This is a genomic window from Sorangium sp. So ce726, from assembly GCF_051521405.1.
Lineage (GTDB): Bacteria > Myxococcota_A > Polyangia > Polyangiales > Polyangiaceae > Sorangium.
The window spans coordinates 8904278-8918700 of the sequence record NZ_CP150349.1 but is presented as its reverse complement, the minus strand read 5'-3'; the positions used below and the strand labels follow the sequence as shown (position 1 = coordinate 8918700).

General features: G+C 72.7%; 11 protein-coding genes. 6 read left to right on the top strand and 5 right to left on the bottom strand.

The window, feature by feature from the left end; genetic code table 11:
- The first annotated feature begins 65 nt into the window (after positions 1-65).
- The 5 genes from WME79_RS32970 (at position 66) to WME79_RS32950 (ending at position 5450) form a co-directional block, all read left to right on the top strand.
- Positions 66-1013: an XdhC family protein gene (locus WME79_RS32970; RefSeq protein WP_437522926.1), complete on the top strand. Its 948-nt coding sequence runs from the start codon at positions 66-68 to the stop codon at positions 1011-1013.
- Positions 1010-1648 (top strand): nucleotidyltransferase family protein, encoded by a 639-nt coding sequence (locus WME79_RS32965; RefSeq protein WP_437522924.1) that lies wholly within the window; start codon positions 1010-1012, stop codon positions 1646-1648. Before WME79_RS32970 ends, WME79_RS32965 begins: the two co-directional genes overlap by 4 nt.
- A 111-nt stretch (positions 1649-1759) precedes the next feature.
- Positions 1760-4069: a xanthine dehydrogenase family protein molybdopterin-binding subunit gene (locus WME79_RS32960; RefSeq protein WP_437522922.1), complete on the top strand. Its 2310-nt coding sequence runs from the start codon at positions 1760-1762 to the stop codon at positions 4067-4069.
- Entirely contained in the window at positions 4066-4548 is a 483-nt protein-coding gene (locus WME79_RS32955) for a (2Fe-2S)-binding protein (protein WP_012238522.1), read from the top strand. Before WME79_RS32960 ends, WME79_RS32955 begins: the two co-directional genes overlap by 4 nt.
- Complete coding sequence (locus WME79_RS32950) at positions 4545-5450, top strand: FAD binding domain-containing protein (protein ID WP_437522919.1); 906 nt, start codon at positions 4545-4547, stop codon at positions 5448-5450. The genes WME79_RS32955 and WME79_RS32950 overlap by 4 nt, the downstream gene beginning before the upstream one ends.
- Here WME79_RS32950 and WME79_RS32945 read toward each other — a convergent pair whose 3' ends face one another.
- The gene (locus WME79_RS32945) at positions 5451-5654 is read right to left on the bottom strand and encodes a hypothetical protein (protein ID WP_437522918.1); all 204 of its coding nucleotides are present in this window, start codon (positions 5652-5654) and stop codon (positions 5451-5453) included.
- Between the two features lie 803 nt (positions 5655-6457).
- Between WME79_RS32945 and WME79_RS32940 the strand changes: the two genes are divergently transcribed.
- Positions 6458-8593, top strand: a complete 2136-nt coding sequence (locus WME79_RS32940; RefSeq protein WP_437522916.1) for a TonB-dependent receptor family protein — start codon at positions 6458-6460, stop codon at positions 8591-8593.
- 191 nt (positions 8594-8784) lie between these two features.
- Here the strand turns inward: WME79_RS32940 and WME79_RS32935 are convergent, their stop codons facing one another.
- From WME79_RS32935 to WME79_RS32920, 4 genes are all read right to left on the bottom strand, one after another.
- Entirely contained in the window at positions 8785-10278 is a 1494-nt protein-coding gene (locus WME79_RS32935) for an HTTM domain-containing protein (RefSeq protein WP_437522914.1), read from the bottom strand.
- Positions 10265-11713: an imelysin family protein gene (locus WME79_RS32930; RefSeq protein WP_437522913.1), complete on the bottom strand. Its 1449-nt coding sequence runs from the start codon at positions 11711-11713 to the stop codon at positions 10265-10267. The genes WME79_RS32935 and WME79_RS32930 overlap by 14 nt, the downstream gene beginning before the upstream one ends.
- 179 nt (positions 11714-11892) lie before the next feature.
- The gene (locus WME79_RS32925; protein WP_437522911.1) at positions 11893-13584 is read right to left on the bottom strand and encodes a hypothetical protein; all 1692 of its coding nucleotides are present in this window, start codon (positions 13582-13584) and stop codon (positions 11893-11895) included.
- 437 nt (positions 13585-14021) lie between these two features.
- The gene (locus tag WME79_RS32920) at positions 14022-14405 is read right to left on the bottom strand and encodes a TerB family tellurite resistance protein (protein WP_437522909.1); all 384 of its coding nucleotides are present in this window, start codon (positions 14403-14405) and stop codon (positions 14022-14024) included.
- Positions 14406-14423: the final 18 nt, after the last annotated feature.

The window sequence follows — 14423 nt, the reverse complement described above, 5'->3', positions numbered from 1 at the left end:
GCTCTTTCGGCGCCGGGGCTCTCGGCGCTCTCGTTTTCGGTCGCCGGGTCGCTAGAGTCTCAATCATGCCGGATCTGAGCCAGGTCATCCCGAGGACGGCATTCCCGCACGATGTGCTTCGGGCGGCCCTGGACGCGCTCGAGGCGGGGCGGCGGGTGGTGGTCGCCTCGGTGGTGGCGCGGCACGGCTCGGCGCCGTCGACGCCGGGGCAGAAGCTCTGCCTGTTCGAGGATCTCACCGCGATCGGCACGATCGGCGGCGGCGCGATCGAGCGGGCGGCGCTCGGCATCATGGCGCGCGCGCTCGACGAGCTCGCCAGCACCCCGAAGCTCGAGACCTTCCGCCTGGGCCCGAGCCTCGGTATGTGCTGCGGCGGCTCGGTCGAGGTCCTCATCGAGCCGATGCTGCCCGCGATGCACGTCCTCGTGATCGGCGCCGGGCACGTGGGCGCGTTCGCCGCGCCGCTCCTCGCGTCGCTGGGCTTCCGGGTCACCCTCTGCGACGCGCGCGCCGCCGCCGTCGACCCCGCCCGCGTGTTGCCGGCCGCTCCGCTCGCCGGCGTGCCGCTTTTGCACGACGGCGCGCAGCAGGGGCCCCTGCCCGCCGCGCTCGCGGCGCAGGTGCGGCTCGTCCTCGCCGAGCACGACGACCCGGAGGTGCTGACGGGCTTGCCGAGGGAGCTCGGCGAAGCGGCGGCGCTCGTGATGACGCACGACCACGCCCTCGATCAGGAGGCGCTCGCGTGGGCGCTCGCGCGCGGCTTCGGGTACGTGGGCGGGGTCGGGAGCCGCGCGAAGGCCGCGCGCACGCGCGCGCGGCTCGAGGCGAAGGGGGTGCCGGAGGGCGACGTCGCGCGGGTCAGGATGCCGGTCGGCCTCGATATCGGGGCGCGCACGCCGGCCGAGATCAGCGTCGCCGTGGCCGCGGAGCTCGTCGCGTGGCGCGCGGGGCGGCAGCGCGCGCGATGGTCACCGGGCGGACCCACGCCCGCCGGAGAGGAGCAGGCTCGATGAACCGTGTGACCACGATCGTGCTCGCCGCGGGCGCGGGCAAGCGGCTCGGGGGGCCGAAGGCGCTCCTGGCCTGGCCGTCATCGACGAAGGGCGGGGCCGAGCGGCCGCTGGCGATCGCGCACGCGGAGGCGCGCCTCTCAGCTGAGAGCGCGCGGGTGCTCGTGGTGGTGCGCAGCTCCGTCTTTCACGCGCTGCTGGCCCATGTGCAGCCGGGCATCGACCTGGTCTCGTGGTCCGCGCCGGACGACCTCGGGCCGGCGGGCTCGCTGGCCGTCGCCGCCCCGCGCATCGGCGACGCCGACGCCGTCATCGTGACGCCGGTCGACGTGCCCCCCGCGCGCGCCGCGACGGTGGCGAGGCTGCTCGCCCGTCTCGAGGCGGGCGCCGCCTTGACGACGCCGCCGCTCGCGGTGCGGCCGCGGCACCTCGGCCGCGGCGGGCACCCGGTGGTGCTGCGCACCGAGGCGCTCCAGCGTTACCTGGAGGCCGATCCACCGCCGCTCCGCGATCACCTGAGGGCGCTCGGCGACAGGTGCGTCGACGAGGAGGTGGACGATCCAGGGGTGCTGCACGACCTGAATGTGCCGGTCGACGTGATCCGCGTCCTCGGGGGCCCGCCGCGCTTTCTCGCCTGAAGGCGGCCGGGCGATGATCGATCGCCCACCTGCGCGGGTCACGCCGCGCGGCGCGCTCGGGTCGACGTCTCCTGGGGGACCGGGCTATCGTCGGTGAGGAGGAGCATACGAATGGCGACGAGCCCTCCAGCGTCAGCGAGCACCGTGGGGAGCAGCGTGCCCCGTACGGACGGCCCTCCCAAGGTCACGGGGGCGTCGCGCTACGTCGACGACATCCCGGCGATGCCGGGGGAGATCTTCGGGCGCACCGTGCGGAGCCCCGTGCCCCGCGGGATCCTCCGGGGGGTGCGGCTCGACCCCGCGTTCGACTGGAGCGACGTCACCGTCGTGCTCGCCGAGGATGTCCCGGTCAACGTGGTCGCGCTGATCCAGGACGATCAGCCGATCCTCGCGACCGGAAAGGTGAACCACGCCTACGAGCCGATCGTCCTGCTCGGCTGCGCGGACCGGCTGAAGCTCGCGCGGGCGATCCAGGCCGTCGCGCTCGACATCGATCCGCTGCCGCCGGTGCTCGACGCGCGCGCCGCGCGGGGTGGCGGGGAGATCATCTGGGGCGCCGACAACGTCATCAAGCGGTACCTCATCACGAACGGCTGCGCTGACGCGGCGCGGGAGCGCGGCGAGGCGGGCGAGGCCGCGATCGACGCGGCGCTCGCGCGCTGCGAGGTGGTCGTCACCGGGACGTACGCCTCGCACCACCAGGAGCAGCTCTACATCGAGCCGCAGGGGGTCATCGCCTGGTGGGACGAGGCAGGCGCGCACGCGACGGGCTCGATCCAGTGCCCGTTCTACGTCCACAAGGCGTTCCTGAAGGCGTTCGGGCTCCCTCCCGATCGGATCCACATCACCCAGTCGGTGACGGGGGGCGGCTTCGGGGGCAAGGAGGAGTACCCGTCGATCATCGCGCTCCACGCGGCGCTGCTCGCGAGGAAGAGCGGCCGCCCGGTGCGCATGATCTACGACCGGACGGAGGACATCGAGGCGACGACGAAGCGCCACCCGGCGTGCTGCGAGATCACGAGCGGCTGCGATCGCGACGGCGCGCTGCGCGCGCTGAAGATCCGGATCCTCATGGACGGCGGCGCGTACGCGACGCTGACGCAGGTGGTCCTGTCGCGCGGCGCCCTCCACGCCGCGGGCGCCTACCGCTGGGACGACGTGTGGATCGAGGCGACCGCCGTGGCCACGAACACGCCGCCGAACGGCGCCTTCCGTGGCTTCGGCGCGCCGCAGACGATCTGGGCGATCGAGCGGCACCTCGACCGCGTCGCGCAGGAGCTCGGCTGCGATCCGCTCGATCTGAAGGCGAAGAACGTGCTTCGCCCCGGCGACTCGACCGCGACGGGGCAGGTGCTCCGCGTGAGCGTCGCGGGCGAGGAGTGCATCACGCGGGCGATCGCGGCGAGCGGCTACCGGCAGAAGCGCGCGGCCGGGCCGACCGTCCGCGGGCGCGTGGCGCGGGGGATCGGGCTCTCGGTGTTCATGCACGGCGCGGGCTTCACCGGGTCGGGAGAGCGCTACTACAAGGGAAAGGTCGCGCTGGATCTCACGCCCGGCGGGCGGCTCCGCATCCGCACGGCCTCGACGGACATCGGCCAGGGGACGGAGACGGTGTTCCGGCAGATCGCCGCGGACGCGGCGGGGCTGCCGCTCGATCGGGTCGAGTTCGCGGTGCCGTGCACGACGACGGTGCCCGACTCGGGCCCCACGGTGGCGTCGCGCACGGTGATGGTGGTCGGCTCGATCGTCGAGGCCGCAGCGCGGGAGCTGGCGAGCCGCGTGCGTGCGGAACAGGCGTCGACGCCCCTGGCGCTGAGCTTCGAGGAGGCGGCCGACCGGCTGCTGGCTCGCGAGGGCCAGGTGACGTCGCTCAAGCAGTACGAGCCGCCGGACTACGTGCGCTGGGACGACGAGGCGTACAAGGGAGACGCATATCCGTGCTTTGGCTGGGCGTGCGACGTGGCCGAGGTCGAGGTGGACCTCGACACCTTCGAGGTGACGGTCGTCGACTTCTGGTCGGCCACCGACGTGGGCAAGGCGATCCACCCGGTGATGTGCAAGGGGCAGATCGAGGGCGGCAGCCTCCAGGCGATCGGCTGGGCGCTCTCCGAGGAGATCGTCTGGCAGGGCGGCAAGATCAAGAACCCGCGGATGACCAACTACATCATCCCGACGTCGCTCGACGCGCCGCCGTTCCATGTCGTGCTGGTCGAGGAGCCGTTCCCGTTCGGTCCGGGCGGCGGGGCCAAGGGCATCGGCGAGATGCCGATGGATGGCGGCGCGCCCGCGGTGGCCGCGGCGATCGAGCACGCGACGGGGATCGCCGCAGGCGCGCTGCCGCTCACGCCGGAGCGCCTGCTCGAGGCGGCGCGGGGCGCCGCGGCGCCCCGCCCTTTGGCGGGGAGAGGGGAGCGTCTATGAAGGTATCGCTCGTCGTCAACGGCTCGCCGCGTGAGGTCGATCTGCCGCCGCTCTCGCGGCTGCTCGACGCGCTCCGGGGGCCGCTCGGGCTCACGGGCACGAAGGAGGGGTGCGCGGAGGGCGAGTGCGGCGCGTGCACGGTGCTGCTCGACGGCGACCCCGTGAACGCGTGCCTCGTCGCGATCGGGCAGTGCGAGGGGCGGCACGTGACGACGGTCGAGGGCCTCGCCTGCGCCGGACACCTGTCGCCGCTGCAGCGCTGCTTCGTCGAGGAGGGGGGCGCGCAGTGCGGGATCTGCACGCCGGGCATGCTCCTCTCGGCGGAGGCGCTGCTCGCGCGGAGCCCGGATCCGTCGGAGCTCGAGGTGCGCGAGGCGCTCGCTGGCAACCTGTGCCGCTGCACCGGGTACCAGCGGATCGTCGAGAGCGTCCGCGCCGCCGCGGCGCTGCGGCGCGGCGGGGGAGGGGCGGCGCCGTGAGCCTCGCGGATCTGCGCCTGTTCGAGATGCGGCGCGTCGCCGGGCTCGGTCCGCTGTGCGAGATCGTGGCGGAGCGGGCCGCGCTCGGCGCGCCGGTCACGCTCCTGGCCGGAGGCACCGACTGGGTCGTCGAGCAGGAGCTCAGGCCTCCGCTCGAGGTCGCGGCAGGGAGCCCGGCGGCGCCGCTCGTCGTCGACGTGTCCCGGCTCTCGGAGCTGCGAGGCATCTCGCTCTCCGGCGACACGCTCCGGGTCGGCGCCGCGACGACCTACCTGGAGATGCTCCGGAGCGACGCGATCGCCGCGCGGGCGCCGCTCCTCGCGCGGATGAGCCGCGACGTGGGCGCGGTGCAGATCCAGGCGCGCGGCACGCTCGGCGGCAACCTGGCCACGGCGTCGCCGGCCGCCGACGGCGTCGCTGCGCTCGCCGCCTACGACGCGACCATCGTGGTGCAGAGCGTCCGCGGGGAGCGGCGCATCCCGATGAGCGCCCTGCAGACGGGCTACAAGCGCACGTCGCGCGCGCCGGACGAGGTGATCGTCGCCGTGGAGATCGCGCTGCCGGCGGCCGGGGCGCCCTGGTACTGGCGGAAGATCGGCGCCCGACGGGCGCAGGCGATCTCGAAGGTCGCGCTCGCGGGCGTGGCCGAGGTGCGATCCGGGCGCGCCGCGCGGCTCGGGCTGGGGATGGCGTCCGTCGCGCCGACGACGGCGCTCCTGCCGAGCGTGCGCGCGCTCTGCATGTCCCGTCCGCTCGCCGAGCTCACCGCGGCGGAGGTCGACGCGGCGGTCGCGCACGACATCTCGCCCATCGACGACGTGCGCTCGACGCGCATCTACCGGGAGCACTGCGCTTGCGGGGTGGTGCGGGAGCTCCTTCGGCAGCTCGGCGCGCCGGTCTGATCATTCCATCCAGTCGAGCTGAGCGACCTCGGGCCTTCGGCTGCGCCCGCCGGGGTAGGTCGGCCGCTCGTACGACGGCGGCGGGGGCGGAGTGTCCGCGTCCATGTCGTGGCAGCGCGCGCATCGCCGCGGGGTGGTGGTGCCGGCCTGGAAGATGGTGACGCAGCCGCAGGCTGGGCAGATCATGCCGATGTCGTAATTCATGAGCACTCCTCGACGACGAACGCTCCGGGGCGGTCAGAGCGGCGGGAAGATGCGCTGAAGGGGCGACGTGTGGGCGACGGCGCGGCAACATCGCGTGGAAGCTTCGGCCCTGCGGTGTGCAGCCCATCGGAGGCGCGTCCTCGACGAGACGGCCGTCCTCTTCCGTTCCGAACGCGCTCCTGCGCCTGAGAACGACGTGGTCTCTCTCGGGCCGGAGCAGACCTTCCGCGGCAGCGCGAACAGCGGCGCGCGCTCCTTGGCATCCGCGCTGCCGTCTCGCGAAAGCGCACGTCGACCTGCGCCATCCAAGGGCTACTCGATGTTGACTTTCATTTGTTATAGGCCCCTGATGACCGCGAGTTCGACACGCCGCGAGCCCACCGAGCTCACGATGCGGCGTGATTCGATAGATTCGTAATATAAATTACATGTCAACGCAGACCCGTCGCTTCCGGGCCCGTCTCGGGCTCGCTGTTCCCGCGCTTCTGATCACCGTGGCCGGGGTCGCTCATGCGCAGTCTCCTGAACCGAGCGCGGAGGCCCCGGGGGATCCAGCGGTGCCGGGAGCGCCGCCTGGCACGGGAGCGCCGGCGGCGGGCCGGGACGCGCCTGCACCGGCGCCAGCGGCGCCTCCGGGCGATGCGCCAGCGGCGCCTCCGGGCGATGCGCCAGCGGCACCTCCGAGCGATGCGCCAGCGGCACCTCCGGGCGATGCGCCGGCGGGGAAGCAGGATGCTGCCGCGCAAGCGCCAGCGGCTGCTCCCGGTGGTGCGCCGGCGGCGCCTTCCGGCGGCGCGCCGGCGGTGAACGAGGAAGGCGCTGCACCGGCGCCGGCGGCGCCTGCCGGCGATGCGCCGGTGGAGGTGACGGTCGCGGGCACGCGCGTGACGCGGACCGCGGGCTCGGCTCATGTGATCAAGAGCCGCCAGCTCGAGCGCTTCGAGTACGACGATCCCCACGCCGTGCTGGTCAGCGTTCCCGGCGTGTACGTGAGGGGCGAAGACGGGCTGGGCCTGCGGCCGAACATCGGTGTTCGCGGCGTCAACCCCGATCGCAGCAAGAAGGTGACGCTCATGGAGGATGGCGTCCCCATCTCTCCTGCGCCGTACTCCGCGCCGGCTGCTTATTACTTCCCGCTCATCACCCGCATGTCGAACGTGCGCGTGATCAAGGGGCCCGGGGCCATCGCCTATGGCCCGCAGACCGTGGGCGGCACCGTGGATCTCGTCACCCGCTCCGCCCCGTCGCTCGCGTCGGGCGCGGTCGATCTCGCGCTGGGCCAGTACGGCTACGGCAAGGCGCACGCCTATCTCGGGACGAGCGACGGTCAGATGGACTTCCTCGTCGAGGGCGTGCACCTCCGGAGCGACGGTTTCAAGGAGCTCCCGAGCGGCGCGGACACCGGGTTTTACCGCAACGAGGTGATGGTCAAGGGCAGTTACCTCGTCGACCCGGCCGCCCGCATCAAGAACGAGCTCCGCCTCAAGCTCACCTACTCGGAAGAGCTCTCCAACGAGACGTACCTCGGCATCACGGACGGGGATTTCGAGGAAAACCCGCTCCGCCGTTACGGGGTGACCGCGCTCGACCGCATGCGCAACCACCGCACCGCGGTCGCCGTGACCCACGTGCTCGAGCCGTCGCGCGATCTGTCGGTGACGACGACCGTGTACCGGAACGACTTCTCGCGCGTGTGGCGCAAGGTGAACGGCTTCCGCGGGGCCAACCTGTTCGACGTGCTCGCCGCCCCGGACACGCCGCAGAACGCGGTGTACTACGCCGTGCTGACCGGGCAGCTCGACAGCTCGACGCCGGGCGAGACGCTGCTCATCGGCCCCAACGAGCGCGACTTCGTCTCGCAAGGCGTGGAGACCCGCGTCCGCTGGAACGTCGCCACGGGGCCCGTCTCGCACCGCGTCGAGTACGGCCTGCGCCTGCACTACGATCGGGTCGAGCGCCGCCACAGCGAGAACGGGTTTCTCGTGCTCGGGGGCGCGCTCGTGCCGGACGGCGGACCGACCGTCGTGACCCAGTTCAACGAGGCATGGACCGAGGCGGTCGCGCTCCACGCGAGCGACGCGATCACCTGGAGAGCGCTCACGGTGACGCCCGGCGTCCGGATGGAGTTCATGCGCTCTGCCCTCGTGGATCGCGCGGCGGGGAGCGAGCGAACGCGGCTCGCGCAGGCGCTCCTGCCCGGCGCCGGCGCCTACCTCGCGCTCACCGAGGCGCTCGGTCTCCTGGCCGGGGTCTACCGAGGATTCAGCCCCCCGGCCCCGGGGAGCGACGAGCACGTCGAGCCCGAGCTCAGCGTGAACTACGAGGGCGGCGCTCGCTTCGCCGACGGGCCGCTGCGCGCGGAGATCATCGGCTACTTCAACGATTACTCGAACATCACGGATGTCTGCACGCTCTCCAGCGGCTGTCTCGACGCGGATCTCGATCGCCAGTACGACGCGGGCGAGGCCCGGATCTACGGCGTCGAGGCGTATGCGGAGCACGAGGTCCCGCTCGGCCAGCTGAAGCTGCCGATCACCGCGGCGTACACGCTCACCCGGACCGAGTTCCTCTCGAGCTTCGCCTCGGACGACCCCATCTTCGGCCGCGTCGTGAAGGGCGACGAGATGCCCTATGTCCCGCGGCACCAGGCGAGCCTCTCGGTCGGGGTCGAGCATGAGCGCGCCGGCGTCGTCGTGGGCGCCACGTACATGTCAGCCATGCGGGAGAAGGCCGGAAGCGAGCCCATGTCCCGGGCGCTCGCCACCGACGAGCAGCTCCTCTTCGACGTGAGCGCCAAGGTGCGTGTCGTCGGCCCGCTCGTGCTCTACGCGAACGCGCGGAACATCCTCGGCTCCCAGTACATCGTGTCGCGCCGGCCCTTCGGCGCCCGGCCGAACGCGCCACGCTGGATCCAGGTCGGCGCCAAGGCCTCATTCTAGAGCGGCGGTCACCCGCTTCGGATACGGGCCCACCTCGACGTTTTCGGTGCTCAGCGCCCTTCCGTGCGCTTGCGCGCCGAAAACGCCGATCTGGGCCCGTCTCCTGTGCGGGTGACCGCCGCTCTGCGTGGTGCAGAGGTGGGTGGGAAACCGCTGTGGAGCGGGGCGCCCGACGTGGATGCGCGCGTCGATCAGAGCGGGCGGATGTGGGGGGGAGGCCCCTCTGGACCTGGAAGGATGTAGGGCGCCGGGCCGAGGCCGTCGCGGAGCGTGGCGAGATCGACGCCGGGATCGATGAGGCGCGCGATGCGGCGGCCGTTGAGCGAGACGAGGGCGTCGGCGCGCACCTCCACCGGCCCGCGGCCGCGGCGCTCGAAGTCCTCGCGGATGCGATGGGAGAGCTGCAGGATGAGATCGGGCTGGCCCGCCATCTCGCGCTCCTGCAGGCGCGTGAGGTACTCCCGCGGGCTCACGTGCCATGTCCGGCCGGTCTGCCTGTTGCGGACGATGAAGGTGACGCTCCCGTTCTTCTCGCGCACCATCACGCGCCAGGAGAAGCGCATCCCCTGCTCGTGCCAGCGCACGTTGCCGCCGTACGCCAGGAAGCGGAGCGGCATCGCGAGCTGAACCGCGCAGTACGCGGCGCCCAGCGCGAGCCCGAGGGCGCGCAGCGATCGCGAGGGCGGCGCCGCCGGGGGGAGGGCGGGTTCGTCTGTGCGCGAGTGCGGCGAGTGCGGCGCGTGCGCGGGCGGCGCGCCGGCGCCGCCGTGGGCGGGGAGCGCGCGCGCCCGGAACCGGGAGAGGAGCCGCCGGGGCCACTCCGGGGGGAAGAACACGAGCGCGGAGAGGACCATGATCACCGGGAACATCCCGATCGGAAACAGCGCGCGCGTGACGACGTGGAACAGGATCACCGCGGCGTACGCGAAGGGGCGGAGCCTCCGGCAGAGGAGCAGCCAGACGATGCTGGTGTCGAACAGGAAGCCCGCCCAGCTCATGAGCGGCGCGGCCCACGGGTGCGTGAAGAGCGGGCCGAGGAGCGGCATGTCCGTGCGCGAGCCGAGCCATATCCGGAGCGGCTGCGCGTGCAGGAGCCAGTCGGCGTGGGCCTTGGCGAGCCCCGCGAACGTGTACACGACGCCGACCTGGAAGCGCAGCAGGTAGAGCCACACAGCGGAGACGGAGCGCTCGCTGCGCCGCGAGAGCAGCGCGTCGATGGACCAGGCGCGGTGCGCCGGCGACGCCGCGAGCAGGAGGCCCAGCAGGCTCGCCAGGTAGTAGTGGTTGAGGTACGTCGTGACGTCGATGACCTGCAGGTAGGTGAAGCCGACGACGAACAGGGGCGCCGCGACGCGGAACATGAAGCCGAGGGCGAGCGCCAGGGCGAGCGCCGCGAGCGCCCAGAACAGGGCGTGCATCCCGGCCGGCGAGAGCGGCTCGACCCAGGCGAGGCCCCAGTACTTGAAGTGAAAGCTCGGCTTGACGAAGAAGTCGTCGACCCAGCCGTACGCGATGAACCGCGCCATGCTCACGCACATCGTGAGCCCGAACAGGGCGCGGAACGCCGCGAGCCAGGCGATGTCGATCGGGCGCAGCAGCGCTCGATGCAGCGCTGCGGCCGCGCGCGACCACGCCGCCGCGAGCCCCAGGGGGCCCGCGCGGCCAGGGGGCTCAGTCGTTGTCACCTTCCGACGACTGGGGCAGCTCGAGGTTCAGCGCGCTGACGAACTCCGTCTTGAGCAGGTCCGTCAGGGCCTTCACGGCGGTGTAGACCGACTCGACCTTCGCTCGGTCGGTCGAGAGCGCCTGCTCCAGCGGCTGGTCGAGCGCGTCCACGGCGGACTGGGCTCCCGACAGCGCCGCCAGCATGCGATCGGCGAGATCGGCGGAGCCGACCTCGCGCAGCCAGTCGTCGAACCCGACGCCCTGGCCGCCCTCGCCGCAGCCCTGGAACAGGCGCCGGAAGCCGCGCAGGTTCGCCCGGATGTGCGCCGCCGAGGCCAGGGCGAAGCGGGACTCGAGCGCCTCAGGGCAGGTGGGCGTGACGCAGTCCTCGGTGAAGCCGAGCGGGCGCCCGAGCTTCCAGTCCTTCACCTCTTGCTCGACATAGAACATCGCGTCGCTCACCGCGTTGAGCGCGTCCTGCTCGGTCGCGAAGACGGGGCTCCCCTGGCCGGCCTGGGTGAGCTTCTCCCGGAAGCTCCCCGCCTCGGGCGCCCATGCGCGCGCGAGCGCGCCCGCCTGGGCGAGCACGTCCGCGGCCGCCGCGGTCGCATAATCGGCCTTGCGCTGCGCGAGCTCTCCCGCAGCGAGCGCCGCCCAGGTGCGGTTCGCGTTGATGGGCGAGTACTGCGAGCAGGCGTTGTCGCCGCCGCCGTAGAAGACGAGGTACTCGAGCGCCGCGAGGCCGCGCCCGTTGATGAGCGACGAGGAGAAGCTCGGCTGCGCATAGGCGCGGCTCACGATCTGCTCCTCGACCTTGCACCGGCTCACGAGGGGCCAGGAGTAGATCTGATCCCGGAGGTCCTGTCCTCCGGGCTGCGTGGAGCTCGCCGCAGGGCCGAAGCGGAAGAGCTCCACCTCCTGCCAGACCGCGATGGCGGCGAGCCAGGCGCCGCGCGCGGCGGCGGCGCTCGGCTCGCCCGGGCCGCGGGCGAGGGCCGCGGCGCTCTCGTGCAGCGCGCGCGCCTGCGCCTCGAACTCGCAGGCGCGGTTCAGCGCGCAGTCCGCCGCTGCGGTGATCAGCTTGGCCTTGCTGAAGGGGCCTTCTGCGACGGGGACCGGGGGGCACACGTCGCCGGGGACTGGCTCGCCGCCTCCCGCGCCGCCGGCGCCCCCGGCGCCCCCGGCGCCAGCGGTCGTGGCGATCGTGGAGGAGGCCGCTGTGGTGCTCGTGGCGCCGCTCCCGGTCGAAGTCACGGGCGCGGACCCGCCGCTGCCTGGCGGCTGCGCGACGCCGGGCCCCGCGCCCTGGCCCGTATAGACCACCTCGTCCGGGGGCGGCTTGCGGCACCCGGCGGCCGCGGCGACGCCGACGAGCGACAGCAGGAGCGCTGTCGAGAGGCGGTGGCCTGCCCTCTCGCTCCGGGCGCGGTTCATTGTCGGCCTCACGCTGTTCATGCAGCCTCTCTGAGATACGGGCGCTCGCCCGGGGCCCGCCGGCGTCGCGGCGGCCCCGAGCTCGTTTCGCGCGAGAATCGTCGGTCGTACCCTGCCCGTCAACACGGAGGGAGCGCTCCCCCGCCCGTCAACACGACGCAGCGGGGGGCGCCTCCCGGCGCGCGTCGGTCGTGTGAGCGTCAGTCCCTCTGGGCCGGGACCGGCAGCAGGACCAGCGTCGCGTCGTCGTCCTCGGGCCCGTCGCTGTCGGACCGGTATCCGGCCGCCGCGAGCCACGCGCCGTTCGGCGACAGCGCGACGCCGTAGAGCGAGTCATCGGGGCGATCGAAGCTGTAGCGCCGGTATCCGTTGGGATCGAAGCGCGTGTCCAGGGCGCCGTTCTTGTCGAACAGGGCGATCATCCCGTCGACGTTGCCCGTCGCGGGGGTGGCGCTCCCGACCATCACGACGCGATCGCCGGGCAGGGCGAGGAGGTTGCGCCCGCGATCGTTGTCGCCGGCCACGTCGAGGAGGACGCCGCCGCCCACGCCCCAGGAGGGGTCGAATCCGCCCGTGGCCGTGACGCGGAAGGACACGAGATCCACGGCCCCGCTCTCCTCGGAGCGCCCGTATCCGGTGGTCACGTACTTGCCGTCCGACTGGCGGGTCGCGCCGTAGGCCTCGGCCATGCCGAGCGGGAACGGCGCGAGCCTCACGACGCCGTCCGACGAGAAGGTCGTATCCGGGGTGCCGTCCTGGTTCAGCCGCAGCAGCACGATCTGGTTCCTGCCGCCCACGCTCGTGTAGCCGGAAGAGAAGATCTTGCCGTCGGCCTGCACGAACCCGTTGCGCGGGTTGTCGCCCAGGTTCAGCCCGTCGACGTCGAGCGTGTGGACGCCCTCCGTCGCGAACGTGGTGTCCAGGGCGCCGTTCGCGGTGAGCCGCACGATCGCGCGATCCCGATCGGCGCGAGCCGCCGCCTTCCTGCTGGCGAAGAGGACCAGCCGATCGTTCGCGTCGCGGTCGGCGCCCCAGAGCAGATCGCCCGTGTTGCCCTCGCCGGCGCCGAGATCGTGGATGGCGATGCCCTCCGTGCCGAAGGTCGTATCCAGCGTGCCGTTGGTGTTGAACCGCACGACCGCGAGATCCGCGTCCGACGGCGTGGCGCTCGGGTCGTGCTCGACCTGGCCGGCGAGCACGACCTTCCCGTCCGACTGCAGGACGATGCCGCGCGCGGTCTCCGTGGTCTTGCCTGCGACCACGTTGACCCTCGCGACCCCGTTCGTGCCGAAGGTCGCGTCGAACGAGCCATCGGTCTTGAAGCGCGCCACCGCCATGTACGTGTCGCCCGCCACGGCCACGTGCCCCGCGGCGTAAGCTCTGGACTCGGCGTCGAACGCCACGGCCCAGAAGCGGTCGTCCGTGGCTTCGTCGAGCGCCACGACCCCTGCGAATCCGGTCGACCAAGGCTCCTCGTCAGCGCCGCCGCCCCCGCCGGTGCCGCCGCCCTCGCCAGCGCCGCCGCCGCCGGTGTCGCTGCCGCCGCCGGTGCCGCCGCCCTCGCCAGCGCCACCGCCGCCGGTGTCGCTGCCGCCGGTGCCGCCGCCCTCGCCAGCGCCGCCGCCGCCGGTGTCGCTGCCGCCGGTGCCGCCGCCCTCGCCAGCACCACCGCCGCCGGTGTCGCTGCCGCCGGTGCCGCCGCCCTCGCCAGCGCCGCCGCCGCCGCTGCTGCTCGTCGAGGGAGCGCCGCCAGCGCCGCCGCCCCCGGAGTTCGCTGAGTCGTCGGAGTCGTCTCCGCACGCAGCCACTCCACCGAGCAGCACGCACCAGGAAAGTCCGAACGTCGCGAGCACGGTCCGCTGCGCGGACAACCAGGTTCTCTTCACAGGCATGGTCGGCGATCCCTTCATGAACATGAAAATGAAAGTCGTTATCTTAATTGGATATATTCTTGCATGACGTCCACGCTGTCAAGAGATTCTGCTGTCGCTATCCCGCCAAGGCCTTTATCTGCGGGAGATCGCGCCTGGAGCTGGAGGTGTGGGGGTGATGTCTGTGGTGGGGGAAGTGCGGCGTGTGACGCACCTTCAGCGATGCCCGTATTGCGCTGCGCGACGCTGGCCGGTGCACCACGCGCGCGGACAGGCTGCTCGGCGATCCATGACCGCGCGGCGCGCCGTATCGGCAGAGCGACATCGCCCGGGGTTCGGTTTCCTGCCGGAGCACAGAGGATCGCGGCCCGCCGGTCGAAGAGGGCGGCGGGCCGAGATCGCAGCGGGAGTCCCGGCGGCGGCCGGGCCAGCGGCGTTCGGGCGCCGCTCAGGCTGCGTCAGAGCAAGGTCAGGAGGCGTCGGGCGCGGGCCTCGGCCGCCTGGATGATCTCCGCGGACTCTGGCTCGGGGAGCTCGAGCTTCTTGGTCAGCGCGGCGATGTACTGCTTCTCCGCGTCGTGCTGCTCGCCGTCGACGAACGTGAGCAGCACGGCGTGCTGCAGCAGCGCGCGGCGGTCGTCGCCGCCGAGCTCGCCGAGCGGCACGTCGTCCAGCGTCCTTCGCTCGGAGGCGTAGGCGCGGATCTCCTTCGCCTGGTCCTCGTTCGCCTCGAACGCCGCGATCAGCCCCTCCACCATCTCGCGCTCGGCCTCGTGGAACTCGCCGTCCGCCCACGCCACGCTCACGAGCGACTTCACGATCGCCATGCTCTGCTCTTGCATGGCGACGAGTGTCGTCGC